This is a genomic window from Streptomyces sp. NPDC093795, assembly GCF_044764665.1.
Lineage (GTDB): Bacteria > Actinomycetota > Actinomycetes > Streptomycetales > Streptomycetaceae > Streptomyces.
Map to the genome: position 1 here is coordinate 240,852 of NZ_JBIWIO010000003.1, position 26,849 is coordinate 267,700.

Annotated in this window: 29 protein-coding genes; 26 read left to right on the forward strand and 3 right to left on the reverse strand. The window is 71.6% G+C overall.

What is annotated here, in order from left to right; translation table 11 throughout:
* The first annotated feature begins 6 nt into the window (after positions 1-6).
* From ACIRB7_RS09955 to ACIRB7_RS10040, 18 genes are all read left to right on the forward strand, one after another.
* Entirely contained in the window at positions 7-1,410 is a 1,404-nt protein-coding gene (locus ACIRB7_RS09955) for an FAD-dependent oxidoreductase (RefSeq protein ID WP_403595017.1), read from the forward strand.
* 125 nt (positions 1,411-1,535) lie between these two features.
* The gene (locus ACIRB7_RS09960; protein ID WP_351212113.1) at positions 1,536-1,787 is read left to right on the forward strand and encodes a BON domain-containing protein; all 252 of its coding nucleotides are present in this window, start codon (positions 1,536-1,538) and stop codon (positions 1,785-1,787) included.
* A gap of 116 nt (positions 1,788-1,903) precedes the next feature.
* On the forward strand, positions 1,904-2,728 hold the full coding sequence (locus tag ACIRB7_RS09965) for a metallophosphoesterase (protein WP_403595021.1): 825 nt from the start codon (positions 1,904-1,906) through the stop codon (positions 2,726-2,728).
* Between the two features lie 155 nt (positions 2,729-2,883).
* A complete protein-coding gene (locus ACIRB7_RS09970; RefSeq protein ID WP_403595024.1) occupies positions 2,884-4,359 on the forward strand; it encodes an aminotransferase class I/II-fold pyridoxal phosphate-dependent enzyme in 1,476 nt (491 codons plus the stop codon).
* Positions 4,360-4,415: 56 nt separating this feature from the next.
* On the forward strand, positions 4,416-5,963 hold the full coding sequence (locus ACIRB7_RS09975) for a PP2C family protein-serine/threonine phosphatase (protein ID WP_403595027.1): 1,548 nt from the start codon (positions 4,416-4,418) through the stop codon (positions 5,961-5,963).
* A 56-nt stretch (positions 5,964-6,019) separates the two neighbouring features.
* A complete protein-coding gene (locus ACIRB7_RS09980) occupies positions 6,020-7,330 on the forward strand; it encodes a peptide ligase PGM1-related protein (protein ID WP_403595030.1) in 1,311 nt (436 codons plus the stop codon).
* Positions 7,331-7,418: 88 nt separating this feature from the next.
* Complete coding sequence (locus ACIRB7_RS09985; RefSeq protein WP_403595033.1) at positions 7,419-7,682, forward strand: GlsB/YeaQ/YmgE family stress response membrane protein; 264 nt, start codon at positions 7,419-7,421, stop codon at positions 7,680-7,682.
* Between the two features lie 76 nt (positions 7,683-7,758).
* Positions 7,759-8,079 carry a gas vesicle protein GvpO gene (gene gvpO / locus ACIRB7_RS09990; RefSeq protein ID WP_403595036.1) on the forward strand — a complete coding sequence of 107 codons (321 nt, stop codon included), beginning with the start codon at positions 7,759-7,761 and terminating at the stop codon, positions 8,077-8,079.
* 62 nt (positions 8,080-8,141) lie between these two features.
* Positions 8,142-8,588: a gas vesicle structural protein GvpA gene (locus tag ACIRB7_RS09995; protein ID WP_403595038.1), complete on the forward strand. Its 447-nt coding sequence runs from the start codon at positions 8,142-8,144 to the stop codon at positions 8,586-8,588.
* A complete protein-coding gene (locus ACIRB7_RS10000; RefSeq protein ID WP_403595041.1) occupies positions 8,585-9,304 on the forward strand; it encodes a GvpL/GvpF family gas vesicle protein in 720 nt (239 codons plus the stop codon). Before ACIRB7_RS09995 ends, ACIRB7_RS10000 begins: the two co-directional genes overlap by 4 nt.
* Before the next feature lie 4 nt (positions 9,305-9,308).
* On the forward strand, positions 9,309-9,548 hold the full coding sequence (locus ACIRB7_RS10005) for a gas vesicle protein GvpG (RefSeq protein WP_403595044.1): 240 nt from the start codon (positions 9,309-9,311) through the stop codon (positions 9,546-9,548).
* Positions 9,545-10,165, forward strand: coding sequence for a hypothetical protein (locus tag ACIRB7_RS10010; protein ID WP_403595047.1), 621 nt, complete (start codon positions 9,545-9,547; stop codon positions 10,163-10,165). Before ACIRB7_RS10005 ends, ACIRB7_RS10010 begins: the two co-directional genes overlap by 4 nt.
* A complete protein-coding gene (locus tag ACIRB7_RS10015) occupies positions 10,162-10,473 on the forward strand; it encodes a gas vesicle protein (protein WP_403595050.1) in 312 nt (103 codons plus the stop codon). Before ACIRB7_RS10010 ends, ACIRB7_RS10015 begins: the two co-directional genes overlap by 4 nt.
* Positions 10,470-11,312, forward strand: a complete 843-nt coding sequence (locus tag ACIRB7_RS10020) for a GvpL/GvpF family gas vesicle protein (RefSeq protein ID WP_403595053.1) — start codon at positions 10,470-10,472, stop codon at positions 11,310-11,312. The genes ACIRB7_RS10015 and ACIRB7_RS10020 overlap by 4 nt, the downstream gene beginning before the upstream one ends.
* A complete protein-coding gene (locus ACIRB7_RS10025; RefSeq protein WP_403595056.1) occupies positions 11,309-11,518 on the forward strand; it encodes a gas vesicle protein in 210 nt (69 codons plus the stop codon). Before ACIRB7_RS10020 ends, ACIRB7_RS10025 begins: the two co-directional genes overlap by 4 nt.
* The gene (locus ACIRB7_RS10030; RefSeq protein ID WP_351212141.1) at positions 11,515-11,790 is read left to right on the forward strand and encodes a gas vesicle protein K; all 276 of its coding nucleotides are present in this window, start codon (positions 11,515-11,517) and stop codon (positions 11,788-11,790) included. The genes ACIRB7_RS10025 and ACIRB7_RS10030 overlap by 4 nt, the downstream gene beginning before the upstream one ends.
* A gap of 169 nt (positions 11,791-11,959) precedes the next feature.
* A complete protein-coding gene (locus ACIRB7_RS10035; RefSeq protein ID WP_403595059.1) occupies positions 11,960-12,217 on the forward strand; it encodes a hypothetical protein in 258 nt (85 codons plus the stop codon).
* Positions 12,218-12,295: 78 nt separating this feature from the next.
* A complete protein-coding gene (locus tag ACIRB7_RS10040) occupies positions 12,296-12,457 on the forward strand; it encodes a hydrophobic protein (RefSeq protein WP_355114277.1) in 162 nt (53 codons plus the stop codon).
* Positions 12,458-12,633: 176 nt separating this feature from the next.
* Here ACIRB7_RS10040 and ACIRB7_RS10045 read toward each other — a convergent pair whose 3' ends face one another.
* Entirely contained in the window at positions 12,634-12,861 is a 228-nt protein-coding gene (locus ACIRB7_RS10045) for a DUF5133 domain-containing protein (RefSeq protein ID WP_403595062.1), read from the reverse strand.
* Positions 12,862-13,194: 333 nt separating this feature from the next.
* Between ACIRB7_RS10045 and ACIRB7_RS10050 the strand changes: the two genes are divergently transcribed.
* From ACIRB7_RS10050 to ACIRB7_RS10065, 4 genes are all read left to right on the forward strand, one after another.
* Positions 13,195-17,220 (forward strand): HAMP domain-containing protein, encoded by a 4,026-nt coding sequence (locus tag ACIRB7_RS10050; RefSeq protein ID WP_403595065.1) that lies wholly within the window; start codon positions 13,195-13,197, stop codon positions 17,218-17,220.
* A 120-nt stretch (positions 17,221-17,340) separates the two neighbouring features.
* On the forward strand, positions 17,341-19,833 hold the full coding sequence (locus ACIRB7_RS10055; RefSeq protein ID WP_403595068.1) for a SpoIIE family protein phosphatase: 2,493 nt from the start codon (positions 17,341-17,343) through the stop codon (positions 19,831-19,833).
* Between the two features lie 58 nt (positions 19,834-19,891).
* Positions 19,892-20,260, forward strand: a complete 369-nt coding sequence (locus ACIRB7_RS10060) for an STAS domain-containing protein (protein ID WP_403595071.1) — start codon at positions 19,892-19,894, stop codon at positions 20,258-20,260.
* A gap of 64 nt (positions 20,261-20,324) precedes the next feature.
* Entirely contained in the window at positions 20,325-21,482 is a 1,158-nt protein-coding gene (locus ACIRB7_RS10065) for a PP2C family protein-serine/threonine phosphatase (protein WP_403595074.1), read from the forward strand.
* A 66-nt stretch (positions 21,483-21,548) separates the two neighbouring features.
* On the opposite strand, the gene ACIRB7_RS10070 is transcribed toward ACIRB7_RS10065, so the two are convergent.
* Positions 21,549-22,061 (reverse strand): MarR family winged helix-turn-helix transcriptional regulator, encoded by a 513-nt coding sequence (locus tag ACIRB7_RS10070; protein ID WP_403595077.1) that lies wholly within the window; start codon positions 22,059-22,061, stop codon positions 21,549-21,551.
* A 421-nt stretch (positions 22,062-22,482) separates the two neighbouring features.
* On the opposite strand from ACIRB7_RS10070, the gene ACIRB7_RS10075 reads away from it, so the two are divergent.
* Positions 22,483-22,938, forward strand: coding sequence for an ATP-binding protein (locus ACIRB7_RS10075; RefSeq protein WP_403595080.1), 456 nt, complete (start codon positions 22,483-22,485; stop codon positions 22,936-22,938).
* Between the two features lie 119 nt (positions 22,939-23,057).
* Positions 23,058-23,921 carry an RNA polymerase sigma factor SigF gene (locus tag ACIRB7_RS10080; protein ID WP_403595083.1) on the forward strand — a complete coding sequence of 288 codons (864 nt, stop codon included), beginning with the start codon at positions 23,058-23,060 and terminating at the stop codon, positions 23,919-23,921.
* A gap of 43 nt (positions 23,922-23,964) precedes the next feature.
* Here ACIRB7_RS10080 and ACIRB7_RS10085 read toward each other — a convergent pair whose 3' ends face one another.
* Entirely contained in the window at positions 23,965-24,234 is a 270-nt protein-coding gene (locus tag ACIRB7_RS10085) for a WhiB family transcriptional regulator (RefSeq protein WP_403595086.1), read from the reverse strand.
* Between the two features lie 193 nt (positions 24,235-24,427).
* Here ACIRB7_RS10085 and ACIRB7_RS10090 point away from each other — a divergent pair, with 193 nt between their 5' ends.
* Complete coding sequence (locus ACIRB7_RS10090; RefSeq protein WP_403595089.1) at positions 24,428-25,258, forward strand: DUF1206 domain-containing protein; 831 nt, start codon at positions 24,428-24,430, stop codon at positions 25,256-25,258.
* A 159-nt stretch (positions 25,259-25,417) separates the two neighbouring features.
* Entirely contained in the window at positions 25,418-26,833 is a 1,416-nt protein-coding gene (locus tag ACIRB7_RS10095; protein ID WP_403595091.1) for an extracellular solute-binding protein, read from the forward strand.
* Positions 26,834-26,849 lie beyond the last annotated feature (16 nt).

Consider the following 26,849-nt stretch of genomic DNA (forward strand, 5'->3'; position numbering starts at 1 on the left):
GCGCTCATGCGCGCAGACCGGAACTCGTACTGGATGGAGTCGGCGCCGCCCGGCGGCCTCCACCCACCGCTGGACCGCGACCTCAGCGCCGACGTGGTCGTGGTGGGCGCCGGGATCGCCGGACTGTCCACCGCGCGCGCACTGGCCCACGCCGGGCGCGACGTGGTGGTCCTCGAAGCCGGCCGGATCGCGGCCGGGGTGACCGGTCACACCACGGGCAAGCTGACGTCCCTGCACGGCATGTGTTACGAACGCCTGCGCCGCCGCCAGGGCGCCGAGGCGGCGGCCCTGTACGCCGACGCCCAGGAGAACGCCCTGCGCGAGGTGGTGCGGCTCAGCGAGGAGCTGGGCGTCGACGCGGAGATCGAGCACCGTCCCGCGTACACCTACACCCTCGACGAGGAGCGAGCGGGGGACGTCAGGGCCGAGGCGGCGGCAGCCTCGACGGCGGGCCTGCGGGCCACCACGGTCACCGAGACAGGGCTCCCGTATCCCGTCGCGGCGGCCGTCCGGGTGGAGGACCAACTCCAGTTCCACCCGCGCCGGTTCCTGCTCCGCCTCGCGGCCGACCTCGTCGCGCACGGCGGCCGTGTCCACGAGAACACCCGCGTCACCGGTCTGCACGACGGCGCCGAGTGCCGCCTCACCGTCGAGGGCGACCACACGGTCCACGCCCGCGACGTCGTCCTCGCCACCCACTTCCCCCTCCGCTGTCACACCACCCTCCTGATGCGGCTCTCGCTGCACCGCGAACTCGTCGTCGCCGCCGCCGTCGAGGAACGCCACGACCCGCACGGGATGTACCTGACGCCCGAACACGGCACCCGCTCCGTGCGCACCGCCCCCCTGGGCGACGGCAGACGGCTGCTGATCGTCGCGGGCGAGAGCTTCGAACCGGGCAGCGGAGGCGTACGCGCACGGTACGGGCGCCTGGAGGCCTGGGCGCGCGAGCGGTTGCCGGGCTTCGCCGAGGCGCAGACGGTCCATCGGTGGGCGGCCCAGGACATCCACACCGCCGACGGGTTGCCCTGCATCGGCCACGAACACCCCGACACGGAACACGTCTTCATCGCCACCGGCTTCGGCGGCTGGGGGCTCAGCAACGGGGTCGCCGCGGGCGAGCTGCTCACCGCGCATCTGACCGGCGCCCCCCGCCCGGCCTGGACCGAACTCGTCGACCCCCGCCGTCGGCTTCCCGCCCGCGAGGTTCCCGGGGTCGTACGCCATCAGGGCACCGTGGCACGCCACTTCGTGGGGGGCCTGCGAACCGGCCGGCGCTGCACGCACATGGGGTGCGAGCTGGGATTCAACGAGGCCGAGCAGACCTGGGAGTGCCCCTGCCACGGCTCCCGCTTCGCGGCGGACGGGCGGGTGCTCCAGGGCCCGGCGACCCGCCCCCTCAAGAAGTGATCGACGAGTCAAGAAGTGACGACGAGAAGTGATCGACGCGAAGTGACGACGAGAAGACGAGACGTGACGACGAGAAGACGACGCGCAGTGATCGATGCCCGGCGGGACCAGGACGGAGGGACGCCATGAGCACCGGAGAGAGCGAGTACCGGATCGCCCGGCTGAGGGACCGGCTCGCGCGCGAGGAGGTGGCCGAGCTCGGGGTGCGGATCGAGGTGCGCGGGGCGGTCGTCCTCCTGACGGGAACCGTCCCGACGGCCGACCGCCGTGACGAGATCCTCCGGATCGCCGAGGCGGAGCTGGCCGACCTCCCCGTCCGCGCGGACCTCCAGGTCGCCTGCGCGGACCCGCCCGACCGACCCGAGGAGCTGCTGTGACATCCCCTGGCGCGACTTCCGCCGGTGCGACTTTCCCCGGAGCGACGCCCCCCGGCGCGACTTCCCCCGGGGTGATCTCCCCCGGCGCGACCACCCCCGATGTGACGTCCCCGGGTATGACGGCCCCCGGCCTGGCCTCACCCGCGGCGGCTTCCCCCACCGCGCAGGACGGCGCCGTCGTCCGGGTGGCCGCGGTGGGCGACATCCACCTGGGCCCGGACTGCCGGGGCCTGCTGCGCCCCTCCTTCGAGACCCTCCACCACAGCGCGGACGTCCTCCTCCTCGCCGGCGACCTCACCCGCCACGGAACCGTCGCCGAGGCGGAGGTCGTCGCGGAGGAGGTACGCGACCTGGGCGTCCCCGTCGTCGCCGTGCTCGGCAACCACGACTACCACTCCGAGCAGGAGGCGGACGTCGCACGGGTCCTGACCGAGGCCGGGGTCACCGTCCTGGAGGGCGAGAGCGTCGTCCTGCCGGTCGCCGGGGGCAAGGTCGGTATCGCCGGCACGAAGGGATTCTGCGGCGGCTTCGCCGGCCGCAGCGCCGGAGAGTTCGGCGAGCGCGAGATGAAGGAGTTCGTCCGCACCAGCCGCCGGGGCGCCGACGGCCTGCGCCGGGCCCTCACCGCGCTGAACGCCGACGGCTGCGGCGCACGGATCGCCCTCACCCACTTCGCCCCCGTCCCCGACACCCTCGCCGGCGAACCGGTCGAGATCTACCCCTTCCTGGGCAGTTACCTCCTCGCGGAGGCCATCGACGAGTCCGGCGCGGACCTCGCGGTGCACGGCCACGCCCACCTGGGCACCGAACACGGCATGACGGCCGCCGGGGTACGCGTCAGGAACGTCGCCCAGCCCGTCATCCGCAGGGCCTTCGCCCTCTACCACCTGCCGCTCGCCCGGACGACGCCCGTGCCCGTGGTGACGCGTACGCCCGGCTGAGGCGGCGGTCCCGTACGCCTGTTCGGAGTGACCCCTGTCGGAGTCGGCTCCACGTTTCCGGTGGCGGCCACGGGCAAGACGCGTGGGGAACCCGAGTGGCCGCCCTCACCCCGAGGGCGGTCCCGAACTCGCGCCGTCCGGCCTTGGGAGGAACGATGGACCAGTCACGTGCTCCGGTACTGGAGGCCCTGCAGGAGTTCCGGCGAAGGAACGACGTCGTGTACGGGCCGCCCGGTCACAAGCAGGGGCGCGGGGCGGACCCCCGGGTCGCGGACGTCGTCGGGCTCGACGTGTTCCGCTCGGACGTCCTCCTGCTCAACGGGCTCGACGACCGCAGAGAGTCCCAGGGGGTCCTCAGCCACGCCCAGGAGCTGATGGCCGACGCGGTCGGCGCCGAGCGGACCTTCTTCTCGACCTCCGGCAGCTCCCTCTCCGTCAAGACGGCCATGCTGGCCGTGGCGGGCCCCGGAGAGAAGCTGCTGCTCTCGCGCAACGCGCACAAGTCCGTCATCTCGGCCGTCGTCATCAACGGCGTGGAGCCCGTCTGGGTCCACCCGAAGTTCGACGCGGAGCGCCACCTCGCGCACCCGCCGGAGCCGGACGACGTACGCCGCCGCCTCAAGGAGCATCCCGACGCCAAGGGGATGCTCCTCATCACCCCCACCGACTGGGGAACCTGCGCCGACATCCAGGGCGTGGCACGCGTCTGCCACGACTTCGACGTGCCCCTCATCGTCGACGAGGCGTGGGGCGCCCACCTGCCCTTTCACCCGGGCCTGCCGCCCTGGGGCATGTTCCACGAGGCGGACCTGGTCGTCACGAGCGTCCACAAGATGGGCGGGGCGATCGAACAGAGCTCGGTCTTCCACCTCCAGCACGACCGGGTGTCGCCCGAGGTGCTCATGCAGCGCGAGGACCTCCTCGGCACCACCAGCGCCTCCTCCCTCGTCTACGCCACGCTCGACGGCTGGCGCCGGCAGATGGCCGAACACGGCCACGAACTGCTCGACACGGCCCTGCGCCGCGCGGGAAGGATCCGCGCCGCGATCCAGGAGCTGCCCGGACTGCGGCTCATGGACCGCGAGGTCGTCCACGCGGGGCTCGCCGCCGACCTCGACCCGCTGAAGCTCGTCATCGACGTACGGGAACTGGGCGTGACCGGCATGCAGGCCGCCGAATGGCTGCGCACGCACCGCCACGTCGACGTCGGAAGCTCCGACACCTGCCGCATCAGCGCCTCCCTCACCCACGCCGACGACGACGAGACCGAGGCCACCCTGCTCGCCGCGCTGCGGGCGCTCGTCGAGGGCGCCGACTCCATGGAGCGGCAGCGGCCCGTCCACCTGCCGCGCCCCTCGGCACTGGAACTGGAGCAGGCGATGCGGCCGCGCGACGCGTTCTTCGCCGAGGCGGACCACGTACCGGCGGAGCACGCCGCGGGCCGGATCGCGGCCGAGCTGATCACCCCCTACCCGCCGGGCGTGCCCGCGATCGCGCCGGGCGAGGTCATCACCGACGAGGTCGTCGACTACCTGCGCAGCGGCGTCGGGCACGGCATGCTCATCCCGGACGCGGCCGACCCCTCCCTCCGTACGTTCCGTGTCGTGGCGACCCACGGATCGACCGGGTGAGCGCGCCGGGTACGACCCCGCGGGGCCTTCGTCTCCATCCGTGGCATGCTCGTTCCATGACGGCCGAAGGAGCGCGCACCACCGCCCCCACGGCGTCCGTCGTCCAGGAGCTGTTGGACGGCCTTCCCGGCTCGGTGACCTTCCTCGTACCGCTCTTCGGGGCGGACGGTGAGGTGGAGGACTTCCGGGTCGAGGCGGCCTCGCCCGACGCCGTGGACATCGGGGGCCGCAGAGGCAAGGAACTGGTGGGAGTCAGCGTCGTCGAGACGTATCCGACCGTGCGGGGCACGGCCCTGTGGCGCGGGTACCTCGGCGCGCTGGAGGGCGGCGCCCGCTACGACGCCGAGAGCTTCGAGTACGAGGAGCTGCTCGCCGGCGTCCCCCGCCGCTCCCGGTACAGCGTCCGCGCGGCCGCCTGCCAGGGAGGTCTGATCGTCTCCTGGGTACGCCTCGACAGCGGCGAGCGCGAGCAGCGCCGCCTGGAGGTGATGCAGCGCCTCGGGAACCTGGGCTGGGCGAACTGGGACCTCGTCCGCTCCACCCTCACCTGGTCGGAACAGGTCTACGACATCTTCGACCGGGACCCGTCCCGCGGCCCGATGACGCTGGAGGAGCTGCCCCGGCACGTCGTCGCCGAAGACCTGCCCGCCCTGGGCGACGACATCCGGCGCCTCCTCGGAGCCGGGCAAGCCGTCGACCACACCTTCCGCATCACCACGGACCGCGGGGAGGTCCGGCACGTCCGGCTCGTCGCCGAGGCCGAGACCGACGCCCTCGGCACGCCCGTCGAGATCCACGGCTTCTTCCAGGACCTCACCGCCAGGACACGGGCCGAGGAGCGACTTCTCGGGCACGAGCGGACCGCCCTGGCACAGCAGGGGAGACTGGCGGCCGAGCGCGGCCTGGCCGCCCGGCTCCAGCACGCCCTGCTGCCCCTTCCGCAGCAGTCGCTGCGCCTGGCCGGCCTCACCGTCGACGTCGCCTACCAGCCCCACCAGGAGGGCATCAACGTCGGAGGCGACTGGTACAGCGCCATCGAACTCCCCGACGGCAGCGCGCTGCTCGTGGTCGGAGACGTCGCAGGCCACGGGCTCGACGCCGTGGCCACGATGGCCCAGCTGCGCTTCACCGCCAAGGGCATGGCGATCACCGGGATGCCGCTCGCCACGATCCTCGCCCGGCTCAACACGCTCCTGTGGCACAGCGCGGAGCGCGCCTTCAACACCGCCACGGTGATCATGGCGCGGTACGAGCCCGCCACGGAACTCCTCACCTGGGTGCAGGCCGGCCACCTGCCGCCGCTCCTCCTGCGCCAGGGCGAGGCCCGCTACCTGCCGTCGCCCCACGGCGTCCTCCTCGGCGCCACGACCGCCACGCGCTACGACTCGTCCACCATCCGGCTGCTGCCCGGAGACCATCTGCTGTTCTTCACGGACGGCCTGGTCGAGGCACCCGGGCAGCTGCTCGACGACGGTCTGGCCCGCCTGGCCCGTACGGCGGTCGAGCACAGCGGCGGCGACCGTCTGCTCGACGACGTGATCGACTCCCTGGTCGACCCGGACACCCGTCGCGACGACATCTGCGTCATGCACATCAGCGTCTGACCGCGCCCCGCGCGCGCCTCCGCCCCGCACGCCGCCCTCACGCGAGAGGACCCCGCATGGACACGTCCGGCCTTCAGGTCCTCTACGCGAACCTCGTCTCCGATCTCGCGGTGGACCTCGAACAGCGCGAGGTGCTCGGCGCCTGGGCGGAGCAGGCGCCCCGTGAGGTGTGGCTGCTGCGCCCCGGAGACATCCTCGTGACCCCGGTGCCGGTCGGTGAGGCGTTCCTGGAGTACGCCTGTGCCCTGACCGGCGTTCCCCGCCGATCGGTGACGGTGATCACCCTGCCCGGCGGCTTCGTGTCGGCGGACGGTCGGGCGCCGCTCCGCGCGGCCGTCGACGCGGTGCGCGGGGCGTCCGCCGGCCGCCCCGTGGCCGCCGTCCTCCCCACGGCCCTGGACACCGCGGCCGTCGGCCTCGCCCGCGGCCTGGGAGCGACCGTGACGCCGTACACCTCCGCCGAAGCGGCCGAGGCCGCGCTCGACGTGACCAGGCTCCTCAACACGAAGGCCGGGTTCCGGCGTACGGCACGGGCCCTCGGCATGCGGCTGCCGGACGGCCGCGTCTGTCGCCGCGCCGAGGTGGCGGGCGTCGTCAAGGAGTTGCTGGGCTCGCACGAACGGGTCGTGGTCAAGCCCGACCGGTCCGCCGGGGGCCACGGTCTGCTGTTCCTCTCGTCGGCGGACGCCCCCTGGGCCGGGGACGAGCTCGCCCCGGTGGGCGGGACGGAGGGGCTGTGGGTCGTCGAGGAGGAGATCGACGTGGCGCGGTCGGTGAGCGTCCAGCTGGAGACGGGCCCCGAGGGGCCGAGGACGCTGTTCACCGGCGAGATGCGGACCGTGGAGGGCTGCTTCACGGGCTATCTGTCACCCCTGCCCGCCGCCGCGGCGGAGTGCGCGCCGACGCTGGAGTCGTGGGGGCGCGCGCTGGGCGGCTTCCTTGCGGAGCACGGCTACGCCGGGCCCTTCAGCATCGACGCGATGGTGTCGGCCGACGGCGGACTCCACGCGGGCGAGAGCAATGTGCGGCGTACGGCCACGACCACCCCGCAGGCCATGGTGACCCGCCTGGCCGCGAGAGCCGCAGTCGCAACAGGCGCCACATCCGGAGCCGTTGACCCCACCTGGGCGACGGGCCGGCTGCGGGCGCCGGAGCCGTACTCCTTCGAGGAGGCCGTGGACCGGCTGCGCACCGGCCGGATCGCCTTCGACCCCGCGCGCGGCGAGGGGATCGTCCTGTACGCCGGGACGCCGACCGACGGCCTGACCTGGCGTTACGCCGCGATCGCGGTCGACCGTGACGGCGTGGCGCGGTACGAGGAACAGCTGCGGTCCTCGTGGGCCCCGGAGCGCCCGACGGCCCGTTAGGCCTTCGGAGGCCTCGGCCGGGCGTGGAGTGGCGCGCGGCGGGCAGGCGGGTCGAAGGGCACGTTGCCCGGAGGCCGGGGAGGCGACGGTGGAGATCTCAGGCGTGATCAGCGCGCTGGTCATCGGAACGGCCGTCGGTGCGCTGGGGCGGCTCGTCGTCCCCGGGCGCCAGCACATCGGCGTGCTGTGGACCGTCGTCGTCGGCATCACGGCCGCACTGGTCGGTACGGCCATCGCCCGGGTGGCGGGGCTCTCCGACACCTCGGGGGCGGACTGGACCGAGTGGCTGGCGCAGGTGCTGCTCGCGGCCCTCGGCGTCGCGGCGCTGTCGCGGGTGAACGGCCTGCGCTGACCCCCACCCCACAAGTACGGGACGTTTCAACCGGTTTGGGGATGGAACACCCGGCAAGACGAGAGAGGAGAACGTCATGGCCCATTCATCGGAAAGCGGGACGGAGAGCAAGGCCGCGCAGACGGAGAAGGAACGGCATCCACCGGTGGCCGAGGTGATCCGGACGGTGATGGAGCAGCTCGCGCTCCTCCTGAACCAGCCGGCGGAGGCCGTCAGCTCCTGCGGACGCGGCGAGGACGGCGACTGGCACCTCACGGTCGAAGTCCTGGAACTGCAGCGCGTACCGGACACGATGAGCCTGCTCGCCTCGTACGAGGTCGAAGCCGACCACAGCGGGCACCTCATCGGCTACCGGCGCGCCCGCCGCTACGAGCGGGGACGTGCGGACCGCCGCTGAGCGACGCGGCCCCGCCCCTTCCCGTACCCGTCCGTCCCGAGACGAGAGGGAGACCGAGAACTATGACTGTCATGCCCACCCAGACCGCCGCTCCGGCCACCTCCGGGGGTGGCTCCAGCGGTCTGTACGACGTACTCGAACTGGTTCTTGACCGTGGCCTGGTGATCGACGCGTTCGTGCGCGTCTCCCTGGTCGGCATCGAGATCCTGAAGATCGACGTACGGGTCGTCGTGGCGAGCGTCGACACCTATCTGCGCTTCGCCGAGGCCTGTAACCGCCTTGACCTGGAAGCCGGTCCGCGGAAGAACCCCGGCCTGCCCGAACTGCTCGGCGACGCGACCGAGTCCGGCGCCCGCGCCAAGACCAAGGGCGCGCTGAGCGGCGCCGCGCAGAGCATCTCCGACGCCTTCCACCAGGCGAAGGACGACGCGACGGAGGAGAAGAGCAGCAGTAGCAGCAGCGGCGGATCGCGTCGTCGCACCTCGACCCGCCGGGAGGAGAAGGAATGAGCACGTACGTCTACGGCATCGCCCCCGCCGACCGGAAGCTGCCCGACCCGATCGAGGGCATCGGCGAACCCCCGCGGCCCGTCCGCACCGTCCGCAGCGGCGACCTGGTGGCCCTGTGCAGCGACGCGCCGCCCGAACTGAAGGCGAAGCGCCGCGACCTGCTCGCGCACCAGCACGTCGTGATCCTGGCCGGCAAGGACGGCCCGGTGCTGCCGCTGCGGTTCGGCGGGGTCTCGCCCGACGACGAGACCGTCGCCGCCATCCTCGAGGAGCACCACGACCGCTATCTGGAGCGGCTGGAGAAGCTCGACGGCAAGGAGGAGTTCAACGTCAAGGTCTACCACGACGAGGAGACCGTGCTGCATGTGGTGCTCGCCGGAGACCCCGGCCTGCTGGCCCGGCACGCCGCCCAACGCGCGGCGGGCGGTGCCAGTCACGAGGAGAAGCTCGCCTTCGGCGAACTGGTCGCGCGGGCCGTCGCCGAGCGGGAGAAGACCGACGCGGCGCTCGTCGAACAGACCCTCGCGCCGTACGCGGCTGCGGTCGTGCGCGGACCGGAGGGCAGCGGCTGGCTGGCGAACCTGTCGTTCCTCGTGGAACGCGAACGCCAGGAGGAGTTCCTCGGCGCCGTGCGCGCCCTCCACCAGGAGCACGAGCACCTCAAGGAACAGGTGACGGGACCGCTGCCCGTGTACAGCTTCGTCGAGACGGAGTGACCCCATGGGACTGCTCACGGAGGTCCTCCTGCTGCCGGCCGCGCCGGTGCGGGGCACCGCCTGGGTGCTGCGGCAGGTCGTCGAGGTGGCGGAGCGGGAGTACTACAACCCCGAGGTCGTCCACCGAGAACTGGCGGGTCTCGTCGCGGCGTTCGAGGCCGGTGAGATCGAGGAGGCGGAGTTCGACCGCCGCGAGGACGAGCTCCTGGCCCGCCTGGACGCGGCGCGGAGGGACGGCAGATGAGCCACACCGCGCGGCTGGTCATCGGCGCCGCCCGGGTCATGGGCCGGTCCTCCGCCCGGTTCCATGACGTCACCGGCCGCCTGCGCCACCTCAGGGGCACGCTCGGGGAACGGGCCGTGCCGCCCGCCTCGCTGGTGGCCACGGTGCAGGTGGCGGTGCCGGTGGCCGTCGCGTACGAAGGATGGGTCGACCACTGGTCGGGCCGGGGGCGCACGCCGAGTGGCCCCCGGCCCGGCCGTGGGCGGCCCGCCCGGGTGACCCGGCGGGACCGGGAGCGGACCATCGCCTGGACCCGCGACGGGGCGAAGGGCCCCACCCGTGGCGCCGTGAGCTTCCACGAGGCCGCCGAGAACCTCACCTCCGTCGTGCTCGCCGTGGAGTACCGGCCGCGATGGCCCGGCGGCCGTGCGGGCGGAACGGGGAGGATGCGCCGCCGGATCGAGGACGAACTGCGCCACTACGCCGGCTCGCTGATGCTCGACGAGGCCGCCGTGACGCCCACGGAGCCTGAAGAGGACCGGGAAGACGACCCGGAAGAAGAGCTGGAAGAAGACCCGGAAGACGACCCGGAAGACGACCCGGAAGAAGAGCTGGAAGACGAGGAGGACACCGTATGACGATGCCGTCGGGGCTTCCGCGTCCGTACGACGACCAGTCGGCCAACCTCGCCGACATCCTGGAACGCGTCCTCGACAAGGGCGTGGTGATCGCCGGGGACATCCGTATCAACCTGCTCGACATCGAACTCCTCACCATCAAGCTGCGCCTCGTCGTGGCGTCGGTCGACCGGGCCAAGGAGATGGGCATCGACTGGTGGGAGCAGGACCCCGCCCTGTCGTCCGGAGCCCGCCGCAACGAACTCGGCCAGGAGAACGAAGAGCTGCGCCGCCGGATCGCCGAACTGGAGGCGAGGCAGGAGTCATGAACGACGAACCGCTGCTCTACGTGTACGCCGTCGTCCGGTCCTCCACCACCACCGGGGCGCCTCCCGGCCCCCCGGCCGGCGAGACCCTGGGCGCGGGCCTCACGACCGTCGCGCACCGGGGCCTGACCGCCCTCGTCGAACCGGTCCCGGCGGCCGACTTCGACGAAGCGCCTCTGCGCCGACGCCTTGAAGACCTGGACTGGCTCGCGGAGGTCGCCAGGGCCCACCACCGCGTGGTCGCCGCAGCGGGCCGGCACGTCACCACCGTGCCGCTGCGGCTCGCGACCGTCTGCCGCGGGGAACCGGGAGTGCGCCGCCTCCTCGAAGACGGCGCACACCGCCTGTCGGAGACCATCGACCGGCTGACCGGCGCCCACGAGTGGGGAATCAAGCTGTACGTCGACGAGACACCCGCAGAACCCGCGTCCACGAGCGCGGACAGCACCGCCACCACCGCCGGCTCGGGCAGTACTGGCCCAGGCGCCGCGGCCCCGGGAGGCTCCGGGCGCGACTACCTGCGCCGCCGTCTCGGGGACCGGCGGGCCCGCCAGGACGTCGAGGACACGGCGGCCCTCACCGCGCGGCAGCTGCACGAGGTGCTCGCGCGCGTGGCGGCGGAGACGGTGCTGCACCCGCCCCAGCAGGCCCGGTTGTCCGAGGGGCCCGGCCGGAACGTCTTCAACGCCGCCTACCTCGTCCCCGACGAGAGGCGGCAGGAGTTCCTGGACGCGGTCCCCCCGCCCGAAGACGTCCACGTCGGCCTGCGCGTGGAGATCACCGGCCCCTGGGTGCCCTACTCGTTCACACGGACCGGGGCCGACGAGGGGCCGGACCGATGACCGACCAGCCGGCCCGACCGATGACCGACCAGCGGGAGATCGCGCTCGTCGACCTGCTCGACCGGCTGCTCGCCGGCGGTGTGGTCCTGGCCGGCGACATCACCCTCACGATCGCCGACGTCGACCTCGTCCGCGTCGACCTGAAGGCGCTCATCAGCTCCGTCGGCGACGCCGTGCCCTCCCCGTGGAAGCAGGTGACCCCATGACGACCCGGCCGCGACGGGTGGAACTCGACCCCGACACCGTCGAACGCGACCTCGCCTGTCTGGTCCTGACCGTCATCGAGCTGCTGCGCCAGCTGATGGAACGCCAGGCCCTGCGCCGGGTCGAAGTGGGCGATCTCACCGAGGAGCAGGAAGAACGGCTCGGTCTGACCCTCATGCTCCTGGAGGACCGGATGGGGCTGCTGCGCGACCGCTTCGGGCTCGAACCGGAGGACCTCAATATCGATCTCGGTCCGCTCGGCAAACTCCTGTGAAGAGGGGTTTGTTTCGGCCGGGTCCGGCTAGACGGTGTTTATGAGTGCATCGGAGAAAAGCAACGAGACCCCGTCCGGTCGGAACAATTCGCGTGCTGCTTCGGAAAGCACCGGAACGCGAAACCGAACGAGCCGAGCTTCGGACGAGGCGAAGAAGACCGTCCACGCGGTGGAGGAGAGTGGGGAAGCGGCCGCCGGGACCTTGACGGCGCTTCCCGCTCCTCTCGCCGAGAAGACCTTGGCGGCCGTCCATGCCGTCCGCGGCACCGGTGGCACGCTGCTGACCGCCGTACGGGCCCGCAAGGCTGTGTCCGGCAGCGCCGCCGTGAGCGCGGCGGCCGTGCTCACCGGCGCGTACGCGCTGGGGCGCCGGGCGGGGCTGCGGTCCCGCGGTCCGGTCTCCCGGCTCACGGGCGGCCGTCTCTGACACGCGGTGATCCGGGAAATGCCGATTGCATTTCCCTGCCACCGAAAAGGAAATCGGAATTCCGGAGGTTGTTGACACATGGTTCCCCTGCTGCTGGTTCTCCTGCTGGCGCTGATTCTGTTCGGTGCCGGATTCGCGGTGAAGGCCCTCTGGTGGATCGCCGTGATCGTGCTCGTCGTCTGGCTGCTGGGCTTCGTGGCCCGGCCGAAGGGCGGCACGGGGCGCTGGTACCGCTGGTAGGGCCACCCCCCGTTCGCATACACCCGACCGCGCCCGCTGCCGACTCCGGCGGCGGGCGCGGTCGCGTAGGTGTGCAGGTCGTGTAGGCGGGGAGCAGGCCGGGATCCCGCCCGGGAAAAGCCGAACCCGGCACGGTCCTCCTACCGAGGGCCGTGCCGGGTTCGGCTGTGCTGGTTTCAGGCCATCAGGACCGAGTCGTCCTCCGTGCGCGCGCCGGGCAGACGGTGGCGGGCGGCGATCAGAGCTGTGTCCACGTCACGCGTGCCCGTGGAGACGCACAGCGTGTACGCGATGTCGTCCATGCGCCGGCGTACCTCGATGCTGCCGTTCTCCGCGTGGAGCATCCTCAGCGTCTCGTACTGCTCGATCAGATTGCTCAACACCGCGGGATGGGCCATCAACACAGTGCTTCTCCCTTCGCCGTCAGGGCGCCGACCGCCCGGATCGAAGCGCCGCGTACCCCCCTTCCCCGCTTCCATGCGGGTTGAGCCGGGACGGCCTGGGCAAGTAGGCCTCCGGGGGGCGCGGGGCGGGCCGGGACGCTCCGGGCAGCGACTCGTTCCGGCCGCCTGATCCGCTACCGCTCTCCTCGTGTCGATCACAGCGGGGTAGTGTCGTCTTTATTGCCGTACGGCAACGGTCGAGGCCGGAGCCGTACGGGAGGGGCAGCGGCCCGGACCAGCGTCCGTGACGTACGACCCCTCAGTGGGTGCCTGGTGAGCGAACGAGGATGAGGCATGTCTGAGACGACGATCGAAGGCTCCTCGGCCGCGCGGCGGCCGGGGCCGGCCGCGGTGGGGGAGTCCGAGCTGCGGCAGCTCCTGGCGGGTCTCACCGCCGTGCGGGACGGGGACTTCGGCACCCGTCTGCCCGACGAGGCGAGCGGCCTGATGGGCGAGATCTCCAGTGTGTTCAACGGCATGGTCGACCAGCTCTCCCTCTTCACCTCCGAGGTGACCCGGGTCGCCCGCGAGGTGGGAACCGAGGGGACCCTGGGCGGCCAGGCCGACGTGCCCGGTGTCTCCGGCACCTGGGCGGATCTGACCGACTCCGTGAACGCGATGGCCGGGAACCTCACCACACAGGTCCGTGACATCGCCCAGGTCGCCACCGCCGTCGCCAAGGGCGACCTCTCGCAGAAGATCGACGTCGACGCCCGCGGCGAGATCCTGGAGCTCAAGAACACCATCAACACGATGGTCGACCAGCTCTCCTCCTTCGCCGACGAGGTCACGCGCATGGCCCGTGACGTCGGCACGGAGGGCATCCTCGGCGGTCAGGCCGACGTCAAGGGCGTCTCCGGCACCTGGCGCGATCTGACCGACTCCGTCAACTCCATGGCCGGGAACCTCACCGCGCAGGTCCGGGCCATCGCGCACGTCGCCACCGCCGTCGCCACCGGCGACCTGTCCAAGAAGGTCGACGTCGACGCCCGGGGCGAGATCCTGGAGCTGAAGACCACCATCAACACGATGGTCGACCAGCTGTCGGCGTTCGCCGACGAGGTCACCCGCGTCGCCAGGGAGGTCGGGACCGAGGGCAACCTGGGGGGCCAGGCCACCGTGCGGGGCGCCTCGGGCACCTGGAAGGACCTCACCGACAACGTCAACGTGATGGCGTCCAACCTGACCGGGCAGGTGCGCTCGATCGCCCAGGTCGCGACCGCCGTGGCCCGCGGTGACCTCTCCCGCAGGATCACGGTGGAGGCCAAGGGCGAGGTCGCCGCGCTCGCCGACACCATCAACACGATGGTGGACACCCTGTCGGCCTTCGCCGACGAGGTGACCCGGGTCGCACGCGAGGTGGGAACCGAGGGCCGCCTCGGCGGCCAGGCGAGGGTGCCGAACGTGGCCGGCACCTGGAAGGACCTCACCGACAACGTCAACTCCATGGCGAACAACCTGACCGGGCAGGTCCGCAACATCGCCCAGGTCACCACGGCGGTCGCCAACGGCGATCTGTCCAAGAAGATCGACGTCGACGCCCGGGGCGAGATCCTGGAGCTGAAGACCACCATCAACACGATGGTCGACCAGCTGTCGGCGTTCGCCGCCGAGGTCACCCGCGTCGCGAGGGAGGTCGGCAGCGAGGGCCGCCTGGGCGGTCAGGCCGAGGTCGAGGGCGTCTCCGGCACCTGGAAGCGGCTCACCGAGAACGTCAACGAACTCGCCGGGAACCTGACCCGTCAGGTCCGTGCCATCGCCGAGGTAGCGAGCGCGGTCGCCGAGGGCGACCTGACCCGCTCGATCACCGTCGACGCCTCCGGCGAGGTCGCCGAGCTCAAGGACAACATCAACTCCATGGTCGGCTCGCTGCGCGAGACGACCCGGGCCAACCAGGAACAGGACTGGCTCAAGTCCAGCCTCGCCCGGATCTCCGCCCTCATGCAGGGCCACCGAGACCTGTCCGTCGTCGCCGAGCTCGTCATGGACGAGCTGACCCCGCTCGTCTCCGCCCAGTACGGCGCCTTCTACCTCGCGGAGGACACCCCGGAAGGCATCGAGCTCGGCCTCGTCGGCTCCTACGGCCGCCCGGCGAGCAGCACGGGCCACGACCGGTTCCGCCTCGGCGAGTCCCTCGTCGGCCAGGCCGCGCGCAGCCGCCGTACCATCGCCGCCGAGAACGTACCCGAGGACTACGTGTCCATCTCCTCGGGGCTTGGCCGGACGGCGCGGGGCAGCCTGATCGTGGTGCCGATGGTGGTCGAGGACCAGGTCCTCGGCGTCATCGAGCTGATGTCCTTCACCCCCTTCACCTCCGTGCACCGGGACTTCCTGGAGCAGCTCATGGAGACGGTCGGCGTCAACGTCAGCACGATCGTCGCCAACGCCCGTACCGATGAACTCCTCGACGAGTCCCAGCGGCTGGCCGACGAGCTGCGGGCCCGCTCCGAGGAACTCCAGGTGCAGCAGGTCGAACTGCAGCGCTCCAACGCCGAACTCGAGGACAAGGCGGCCCTGCTCGCCTCGCAGAACCGCGACATCGAGGCCAAGAACCTGGAGATCGAGCAGGCCCGGCAGGAGCTGGAGGACCGGGCCCAGCAGCTCTCCCTCGCGTCGAAGTACAAGTCCGAGTTCCTGGCCAACATGAGCCACGAGCTGCGCACCCCGCTCAACAGCCTGCTGATCCTCGCCCAGCTGCTCGCCCAGAACCCGACCCGCAACCTCACGGCCAAGCAGGTCGAGTACGCCGGCATCATCCACTCCGCCGGATCCGACCTCCTCCAGCTGATCAACGACATCCTCGACCTGTCCAAGGTCGAGGCCGGGAAGATGGACCTCAACCCGGAACGGGTGCCGCTGCGCAGGCTCCTCGACTACGTGGAAGCGACGTTCCGCCCGCTCACCACGCAGAAGAGCCTCACCTTCACCGTCTCCACCGCCCCCGGCGCACCCGCCGACCTGGTCACCGACGACACCCGGCTGCGGCAGGTGCTGCGCAACCTGCTCTCCAACGCCGTCAAGTTCACCGAGCGCGGCAGCGTCGACCTGTGCATCGAGCCCGCGTCCGACGACGAGCTCCCCGCGACCGTCCACCGCGGCGGCGCCGTGGTCGCCTTCCGGGTCAAGGACACCGGCATCGGCATCCCCTCCCAGCACCTGGAGGCCATCTTCGGCGCCTTCCAGCAGGCGGACGGCACCACCAACCGCAAGTACGGCGGCACCGGCCTCGGCCTGTCCATCAGCCGGGAGATCGCCTACCTCCTCGGAGGCGCCCTCACGGCCGCGAGCGAGCCCGGTGAGGGCAGCACCTTCACCCTCTATCTGCCCGTGGCCCGGGCCGACTTCAAGGAACAGTCCATCCACGCCCCGGCGGCCGGGCTCGAACGGGAGCGGGGCTCCGCGGAGCACGCCGACGATGCCCCCACCACCCGCCCCGGCCTGCCGGCCGCCCCGCAGGCCCGGCAGACCAGGCGCCTCCTCGTCATCGAGGAGCGCCCGCGCGGACTGCTCTCGCTCGTCGCGGAGAATGCCGTCACCGAGCTGACCGCCGACCGCTCCCACGCGGACCGGGAGGACATCGAGCTGATCGCGGTCGTCGGACCCCAGGAGGCGGCGACCGCCCTCGCCACCCAGCCGTTCCACTGCGTCGTGCTCGACGTCGACATGGCCCACGGCGAGGCGCTGCGCTTCCTCGACGCCATGGACGGCGACGAGGCGCTGCGGACCGTCCCCGTCCTCGCCCACAACAACCGCAGGCTCGCCGACGAACAGGAACGGGCCCTCCAGACGCTGGCCCGCCAGCGGCCCCTCGAACTGCTCTCCAGCCTCGACGAACTGCGCGAGCGGATCGCCCTGCACCTCTCCGCGGACCAGCCGGGCGACGTCGTACCCCTGCTGCGCGGCGAGCACCGGCCGTGGGCGCCGCAGACCATCGACAACACCCTGCACGGCCGCACGGTGCTCGTCGTCGACGACGACGCCCGCAACCTCTACGCCCTCAGCGGCATCCTGGAACTGCACGGCATCAAGGTCCTGCACGCCGAGAACGGCCGCGAGGGGATCGAGGCGCTCACCGAGCACCCCGGCATCGACCTGGTCCTGATGGACGTCATGATGCCCGAGATGGACGGATACACGGCCACCTCCAGGATCAGGCAGATGCCCGCGCACGCCGGACTGCCCGTCATCGCGGTCACCGCCAAGGCCATGCCCGGGGACCGCGAGAAGAGCCTGGCCTCGGGCGCCAGCGACTACGTGACCAAACCGGTCGACGCCGACGAGCTCATCGCGTGCGTCCGCCGGTGGCTGATCGACGGATAGCGTCATGGGTGTCCCCACCGGCCCGCACCGCCCCACCCGGCAGGCCCCGCGCCCCGCGCGGCGCACCATGTCCCCGTCCGCCCCGCGGCCCACGGCCGCCGTTTCCGAGGAGTCCCCGTCATGAGTGCTCCCCACCCCCGCGGCGGAGACACCGCCGCCGGTCCCCACGGGGACGGTGCTCCGACGCAGGCCGCGCCCACGCTGCCCGCCGCCCCCTCACCGCGGCGCCCCGACGCCCTCACGGATAGCCGCCCGCCGGAGGACCACTCCACCGTCGGCCGGCTGGCCGCGACGGTGGAACGACTCCGCGAAGAGGTACGCGCCGCCCACGCCGCGGCCGAGGGGCGCGCCCTGATCGAACTCGCCAAGGGCGTCATCGTCGAGCGCCTCGGCTGCGGCCCCGCGCCCGCGGCACGGCAACTCGCCGAGCTCGCCGAGCAGGCCGGGCTCTCGCAACTGGAACTGGCCGCGGAGATCATCAACCAGGCCGCCCACGACCGGGTCGCCGAGGTCGCCGGTGACTTCGTCAGGCGGACCATCGGCGAGACGGACGAGCCCGGCGAGGGCGCAGGACCCGACGCCTCGGTCGCGGTGCGCCTGCGTACCGCCGAGAGCGCAGCGCTCAACGCGGGGGACAGCCAGGCCGTCGCGGAGTCCCTCCTGGCACACGCCCTCGCACCCCTGGGCGCCGTCGCCGTCGCCATCTGGATCACCGGCCCCGATGCCTCGCTGACCCTCCGCGGTCACGCGGGCTTCGGCGCCGACGAACCGGCCCGCTGGCGCTACGTACCGCCCGGTGTGGCCACCGCGGCCCGGCAGGCGCTCACCGGCCGCCGGACCGTATGGATCCCGTCGCTCGGAGCCGCCGGCATCCCCTCGATCGGCCACGCACGACACCCCGACGGCGGCCGGGTGGTGGTGCCCGCCGGCACCGGCGGCCGCATCCACGGCGTCCTGGAGATCTGCTGGTCCCGCCCTCTGGAACCCCAGCCCCAGGCCGTGGAGCGCCAGATCGAGGCCCTGGCGGAACTCTGCGCCCACACCCTGGAGACCCTCCCCGTACCGCCGGCGCCGGTACGGGCGTACGCGGCCGCGCCCGACCGGTCCTCGGAGCTGGTGGAGCTCGCCGAAGGGCTCTACGACCCCGCCCTCGTCCTGGTTCCGTACCTGGACGACGAAGGCCGCCTGCGGGACTTCCGCATCCGCCACGCCAACGCGCACTTCCAGGACCCGGCGGGCCGCTCCCGGAGCGTCGTCGACGGAACCCTGCTCCTGGAGGCGTACCCCGCGACGGCCGGCGAGAGCGAGCTCTTCGAACAGATCGAGCGCGTCTACGCCACCGGCGAGCCCTTCCGCGCCCGGCGGACCCGGATGACCGCCCTCGTGGACCAGGTGCCGCTGTCGTCCGTCGCCGACATCAGCATCAGCCGCCACGGGGACAGCGTCCTCCTCATCTGGCGCGTCGAGGACGAGTCCGCGCGGCTCGCGAGCCTGTTGCAGCACGCCCAGCGCCTCGGCCGTATCGGCGGTTTCGAGGAGGACGTCCTGACCGGGGAGATCACCTGGAACGGACAGCTCTTCGACCTCTTCGGCCGGGAGACCACCGAGCAGCCGGTCTCCCTGCGTGACCTCACGGCGTACGCCCACCCCGACGACGCGGTCGCCATCGGGCGCTTCCTGCGGGCCGTGCTGCACCAGCGGCGGGCGAGCTCCACGGCCTTCCGCATGCTGCGCCGCGACGGGGTCACCCGCCACATCCGGGTGATCGCCGAACCCGACCTCGACACCGACGAGCGGCTCCTCGCCGTGCGCGGCGCCTACCAGGACATCTCCGCGCAGCACTGGACGGAGGTCGCCCTGGCCGCCACCCGTGACCAACTCGCCGTCACGGAGCAGGAGTCGGCGGAACGCAGCCGTCTGGCCCTCCAGCTGCAGCACGCCATCATGCCGCCGACCAAGCCTCCGCTCGACGCCCCCGGCCTCGATGTCGCCGTACGCTACCGGCCGGCCGAGACCGAGTCCCTGGTCGGTGGCGACTGGTACGACGCGGTCGTGCTGCCGTCCAAGAAGATACTGCTGTGCGTCGGGGACATCGCGGGCCACGGGATCGAGGCCGCCACCGGGATGGTCGTCCTGCGCAACGCCATGCGCGGCCTCGCCGTGACCGGAGCGGGCCCCGCGCAGCTTCTCTCCTGGCTGAACAACGTGGCGCACCACCTCACCGCCCACGTCACGGCCACCGCCGTCTGCGGGATCTTCGACCCCGAGACCCGAACACTGCGCTGGGCGAGGGCGGGGCACCTCCCGCCGGTCCTCGTACGGGGCGCCGAGGCCAGCAACCTGCCGCTGCTCAGGGGGATGCTGCTCGGAGCCCTCGCCGAGGCCGAGTACGAGGAGGCGGAGATCCAGCTGGAGGCGGGGGACACGGTGCTGATGTACACCGACGGTCTCGTCGAGCGGCGGGACACCTCCGTACAGGACTCCGTGGCCCAGCTCCTCGCCACGGCCCAGGCCCCGGCCGGCAGCCTCGAACGACGCCTGGACCTGCTGCTCACGCACAGCAAGTCCGACACCGACGACGACACGTGCCTGATCGGTGTGCGGGTCAACTGACCGCATGCCCGACCCGACCGTATGCCCGACCGTTCCTCCACCGTGGAAAGCAGGGAGTATGCCCGAGAGAGAAGTGAACCTGGATGTCGAAGTGGACATCCGAGACGCCGGTACGGCGGTGCTGTCCGTGGGAGGCGAACTCGACATCGAGACGGCCACCCTGCTCCACCACCACCTGGCCAACCAGTTCCTGCACGGCCGCCGCCACCTCGTCCTGGACCTCTCCCCGCTGGACTTCATGGACTCGTCCGGTCTGAATGTCCTGATCAGGGCGGCGCGGGACGCACGGGAGGCCGGCGGCGACCTCCATCTCGCCGCGCCGACCCCTGCCGTGCGGCGCATTCTGGAGATCACCGGACTGACGATGACGACACCCCTGCACGCCGACGTGGCGGAAGCGCTGGCCGCGGCCGGCAGAGCGGCCTAGACGAAGGACGGTGCGGTCCCGCCGTGGGCGGGGCCGCACCCGGCACAAGGAGAAGCGGGAACACGTGGACGAGAGCACCGGAGTCGAGCAGGCACTGCGCCAGGCGGCTCCGCACCTCCTGGTGGGCGTCCTGGAGACCGCCCTGCTGGAGCACTACGGCGCGCTGCGGGTGGAACTCCGGCTGGCGGACTACGGGCTGCGCTCGCTCCAGCTCGTCGGAGGCGCGCCCGACGCGCCACGACAGGTCCCGATCCACGACAGCCCGCAGGGCCGTGCCTTCGGCGCCCAGGAGCCGCACGTCACCCAGGAGGCCGACTCCGTCTTCGTACACCTGCCGGTCACCGTCAGGGGAGACAGGATGGGCGTCCTCACGGTGGGCCTGCGGGCGGGGACCGACCTCGTGCCGCTCCTGCCCGAGCTGCGCCACCTCTGCGAGGCGCTCGGCCACGAGATCCTGGTGGCCGAGCGCGACACGGACGTGTACGTCCTGGCGCGGCGGGCCACGCGGCTGACGCTCGCGGCCGAGATGCAGTGGCAGCTCCTTCCCGGCCGCTCGTGCGCCCGCCCCGAGTTCGCCCTCGGCGCGCACCTGGAACCCGCCTACGCGATCTTCGGCGACAACTACGACTGGTCGGCCTCGGCCGACCATCTGACCCTGACGGTCACCAACGGGATGGGGGAGGGCATCGAGGCCGCTCTCCTGACCCACCTCGCCATCAACGCCCTCCGCAACGCCCGCCGGGCCGGTCTCGGCCTCGCGGACCAGGCGGCGCTCGCGGACCAGGCGGTGTACGCCCAGTACCGCGGCAGCGCCTTCGTCTCGGTGCTCCTGCTGCGCTTCGACCTCGCCACGGGCGAGGTGGAGGCCGTCGACGCCGGCTCGCCACGCCTGTGGCGCCTGCGCGGCCGGGCCGTCGAGCGGGTCTCCCTGGAGGCCCAGCTGCCCCTGGGGATGTTCGAGGAGACCGCCTACACCCCCGAGCGGTTCACGGTGAGCCCGGGGGACCGGCTGCTGTTCGGCAGCGACGGTGTGTACGACGCCGCCTCCCCCGAAGGCGAGAGTTACGGGGAGCGGGCGCTGGCCCGCGCGCTCACCGCGACGCGGCTGCTGCCGCCCACGCAGGTCCCGGGGGCGGTGCTGCGTGAACTCGCCACCTACCACGGCGGCACCCCGCTGGAGGACGACGCGCTCGTCGTCTGTCTCGACTGGAAGGGGCGATAGCGTCGGCCCGTGCCGACAAGTGGGGCATGGGGCACGTGGCCGGACGGAGCGCACGGCGCGCAGAGGTCAGGCGGACCGGACGCCCTTCAGCGGCGCGCCCCCGTGCGAGCCGTTCGACGCGGGGCCTTCGCCCAGCGCCTCCTGGAACCCCGTGAGCCCGCGCAGCAGCGCCTTGCGGCTCGTCGGCGACATCGCGGAGATCACGGCGAGCAGGGCCTCCTCCCGCTGGACGCGAAGGTCACGCAGGTACGTCTTTCCCCGGACGGTCAGGTGCAGTTCCAGCTGCCGGCGGCTGACGGGGCTGGGCAGCCGCTGGACGAAACCCAGCGCATCCAGGCGGTCGCACATGCGGCTCACCGAAGGAGGGGCGGAACCGAGCAGCTCCCCCAGGGCACGGAGGTTGATGCCCTCCTCGCGATCGAGGATGTACAGCACGCGCAGCTGAGACGCCGACACCGGCGTCGACGACACCATGTCCCGGCCGCGCTCCCACAGCACCTCGAGAAGCTCGATGAGCTCACGGGCGGCCTGCGTCGTCTCCTGCGGCTCCCGCTGGGATTCGGCGGGGTTGGTGTTCATGACTACCGACACTCCTCGGACGTCCGGGGCCGAGGGCGTCGGCCGTGCGACACACCGGTCATCTCCACATCTCTCCAGAGGGCGGTACGCGTTCGGGGCGCCGCCACACCGCCTTCTGGACTCCCTCCGTGTCAATCCGGCACAGCAACTCGCCGCGCTTGGGGTCAGGACCCGCCGGCCGCGCCTTCGCCTCACAACAACCATATCTTTCCGGTGATGACGGGCCCACGGCGACCGCGTACCTTCCTGTGACGGTTCGTGGCGCACGATGCGGCGTTCTCGTGGTCGTCGTGCTCTGTCCGGACCGGCGGGGGTCGGCATTCTCCGGTGCGAAGGGAATGGAAAGGGTAAAGGGGGGAAGGGCGGAGTACGAGGTGTGTGCGGAGCACGGCACGAAGCCGTGTGAGAAAGGGGGAAGCCGATGACGGACGCGATCGCCACCGAGCGTGCGACGCGAGAGCCCGTGCTGTCCGTGAGTGTCGACTACGACGTCGGGGACGCCGACGACGGCATGATCGCGTCCGCGCGTGCCTTCACCGCGGACTTCCTCGCCGCTTCGCCGGCCATGGGGCGTGAGCCGGTGGCCCGTGAGCGGATCGACCTGGCACGTCTGGTGGTCAGCGAGCTGGTGACCAACGCGGTACGGCACGCGCCCGGCCCCTGCCGGCTGCTGCTCGAACTGTTCGAGGACGCGCTGGACATCTCCGTGTTCGACCGGGTCGAGACGTCGCCCGTCCCGCGGGGCCACGACCCGGGCCGGATCGGCCAGCACGGGGTCGAGATCGTCGTCGCCGTCTGCGAGAGCGTGAGCGTGGAGCCGCAGCACCCGACGGGGAAGCGGGTCAAGGCGCGGCTGGCCCTCGCCGGGACCGGCTGAGCCGGGAACGACAGGACGGAAGTCCCGTTTCAAAACTCCTGTGCATGATCCGGGAGAGCCGGGGTAGGCGAGCCGCCCGGGGGAGATACGGGTTGCCTACGAACGAAGGGGACAGCAGAGTGTCGACTGCAGTGCAGACGGAGACGAAGGACCGCACCGAAGCGACTGTGGGGGGCCTGCCCGTCGTAGAAGCTCCCCGTGCGATAGCACCGAAGGACGCGCGTGAACTGTCGAAGCTGTTCTTCGGCAGGATGGCCGTACTGGAGGAGGGCACCCCCGAGTACCAGTACGCGCGCAACACGCTGATCGAGATGAACATGTCGCTCGTGCGCTACGCGGCCGGCCGCTTCCGGGCCCGCGGGGACGACATGGAGGACATCGTCCAGGTCGGCATCATCGGGCTGATCAAGGCCATCGACCGGTTCGACATCTCCCGCGAGGTGGAGTTCACCACCTTCGCCGTCCCCTGCATCGTGGGCGAGATCAAGCGCTTCTTCCGCGACACCTCCTGGGCCGTCCACGTACCGCGCCGGCTCCAGGAAGCGCGGGTCGAACTGGCCAAGGCCACGGAGGAACTCAGCTCCCGCCTCGGGCGGGCGCCGACCGTGGCGGAGCTGTCGGCCCTGATGGACCTCTCGGAGGACGAGGTCATCGAGGCGCGGATCGCCTCCAACGCGTACCGGTCCACCTCGCTCGACGCGGCCATCGGCGGCGACGAGGAGGACGGCGGCGCCATGCTCTCCGACCTCATGGGCGAAGAGGACCCGGCACTCGAACTCTTCGAGGACTTCCACGCCCTCGCACCGCTCCTGGAGGAACTCGGCGAGCGGGACCGTCTGCTGCTCCACCTCCGGTTCGTCGAGGAAATGACGCAGTCGGAGATCGGGAAGAAGCTCGGCGTCTCCCAGATGCAGGTGTCACGACTGCTCTCGCGCAACCTGGCCCGCCTGCGCAAGGGGATGCTGGCCCCCCTGGAGGCCTGAGCCCTCCAGGAGAACCGAACGAACGGCCTCACCGGATCCCCCCCTACCGGTGAGGCCGTTCCCCTGCGTGCACCGCACGGCGCAACCGCCGCTTCAGAGACCGGCGTTCGTCGTCGTCGAGCCCGCCCCAGACCCCCGTGACCTGGCGGGAGTCGTCCATGGCCCAGCGGAGGCACTCCTCACGCACGGGGCAGTGCCGGCAGACCTCCTTGGCCTCCTCGGCCTGGACCAGGGCGGGGGCGCCGGTCCCCACCGGGAAGAAGAGATCGGGGTCGACGTTCTGGCAGGCCGCGGCTGCGCGCCAGCTTTCCATGGGTCCTCCTGACGTGTGGGTGGACAAGTCGTTACTTCTCGGCTGACCGGTCGGCGGCACTTGAAACGCCGCTTTCGGCGGATTCAGCGGATTCAGCGCGGATCCGGCCGATTCGGCGGCTGCGGCGCCTCCGGCGGATTCGGTGGGGAAGGGCGGGGAACCCGAAGGTTCTGACCCAAGGGGAGGACCGGACATGACCACAACGGGTTCGTCGGCGGCCGTGGCGAGAAGGGCCGCACGTGGGGAGTTCGTACGAGCGGGCGCCCGGGCCGGCTTCGCGGCGCGCGGTGTGCTGTACCTGCTCATCGGGGCACTGGCCGTACGGATCGGCGTGACGGGTTCGGACGAACAGGCCGACCGGGGCGGGGCACTCGGGGACGTCGCCGCGACGCCCTTCGGTGCCGTACTCCTCTGGGCCCTCGGCATCGGTCTCGCGGGCATGGCCTTGTGGCGCCTTTCCGAGGCCCTCTTCGGTGCCGCGGGGCCGAAGGGCGACCGGGCGGGCAAACGCGCCCTGTCCGGCTGCCGCTTCGTCTTCTACGCCGTCACCTCCTTCCTCGTCCTGTCCTTCGCGGCGGGGGACCGGGGCAGCGGCGCGGGCTCGACCGACCGGCAGAGCCAGGACGTCACCGGACGCCTTCTCGCTCTCCCGGGCGGCCAGTGGTGGGTCGGCGCGGTCGCGGCCGGCTTCCTGGGGGCCGGGCTGTGGATCGCCGGTCGGGCCGTGGCGCGGAAGTACCGGAAGCATCTGGCGTGGGGTCGGATGCCGTCGTACCAGCGCCGCTTGATGGACGTGACGGGCGTGGCGGGCGGGGTCGGCCGCGGGCTCGTCTTCGCCGCCCTCGGCTTCTCCGGCCTGAAGGCGTCGTTCGCGTTCGACGCGGGCGAGGCCAAGGGCATGGACGACGCGATCCGTTCGTTCGCGCAGACCCCGGCGGGCCCGTGGCTGCTGATAGCCGTGGCCGTCGGGCTCGTGCTCTTCGGCGTCTTCTCCTTCGGCCAGGCGAAGTGGCGCGAGGTCTGATCCCTCCCGCTGAGCTCAAAGAGACTCGACTTTGTCGAGCAATTACGAAATGAGCGCGATATCTTGCGTTCACTTGTTGGGGGTGGTTGAGTGTGCCGCGCCCCACAACGCACCGGCGGTGGGGCCACCTCCACGTTCATGGCCCAAAGGGGACCACTCATGAGAAGTGCCCGGCTCCGCCGTACGCGCCGCGCCAGCGCGGTCACCCTCGTCTCCGCGCTCACGCTGACCGCACTCGCCGCCTGCGGCACGAGCAGCAGCGACGACGGCAGCGGCGGTTCCGAGGGCGGTGGGTCCTCCGACCCCACCGCTCCGCTGGACCCGAAGACCAAGGTGACGCTCACGATCGACTGCATGCCTCCGGCGGCGAAGGCGGCCGAGCTCAAGGAGTGGAAGGAGGACGTCGCGGCGTTCAACAAGACGTACCCGAACGTCACCATCGAGGGCCGCTCCACTCCCGGCCAGTGCCTGGAGCCGCCGCGCTTCACCGCGATGCTCAAGGCCAAGTCCCAGCCGGACGTCTTCTACACCTACTTCACCGACCTGCCGCAGGTGCTCTCCGAGGACGGCGCCGCGGACATCACCGCGTACGTCAACGACAAGACCGTGCCGCTCCTGGGCGACATCGACCCGAACGTCCTCGGCTCCCTCAAGCAGGACGGCAAGCTCTACGGCCTGCCCACCAGCAACTACACCATGGGCCTGCTGGTCAACCGCAAGCTCTTCAAGGACGCCGGTCTCGACCCCGACGCCCCGCCGCGCACCTGGGCCGAGGTCCGTACCGCCGCCAAGAAGATCGCCGGCCTCGGCGAGGGCATCGCCGGCTTCGGCGAGTACAGCGCGGGCAACACCGGCGGCTGGCACTTCACCGCGCAGATGTACAGCGTCGGCGGCGAGGTCGTCGACGCGACCGGCAAGAAGGCCGCGTTCAACAACGAGATCGGCAAGCAGGTCGCGCGGAACCTCCACGCCATGCGCTGGGAGGACGACAGCATGGGCAAGACCCAGCTGCTCAAGTGGGGCGACCTCCAGAAGCAGATCGCCACCGACAAGCTCGGCATGTTCCTCGCCGCCCCCGACGACATCGCGTACATGGTCCAGCAACTGGGCGCGAAGTACGAGAACTTCGGCATGGGCCCGATCCCCGGCGAGAAGAACACCCTCGCCGGCGGCAACAGCTACATGATCAAGAAGGGCATCTCCGGCGACAAGATCAAGGCCGCCGTCGCCTGGCTCAACTTCAAGAACCTCTCCGTCGGCAAGGGCCAGTTCGACTGGGCCCGTACCAAGGCCGACCAGCTGCCTGTCGGCATTCCGCAGCCCAACTTCTGGCTGAACGAGTCGAAGTCCAAGGACGACGCCGACCGCGTCACGCACGCCACCATGCCGGTCGCGAACTTCAAGTCCTTCATGGACAGCCCCGTCGCGGGCAAGGCCGAGCCGCCGAAGGCGCAGGAGGTCTACAAGGTCCTCGACAACGTGATGTCCGGACTCCTCACCAACAAGGACGCCGACATCGACAAGCTCCTCTCCACCGCTGAGGCACAGGTCAACCAGGTGCTGGCCAACCAATGACCCCACCGGGGCGGGG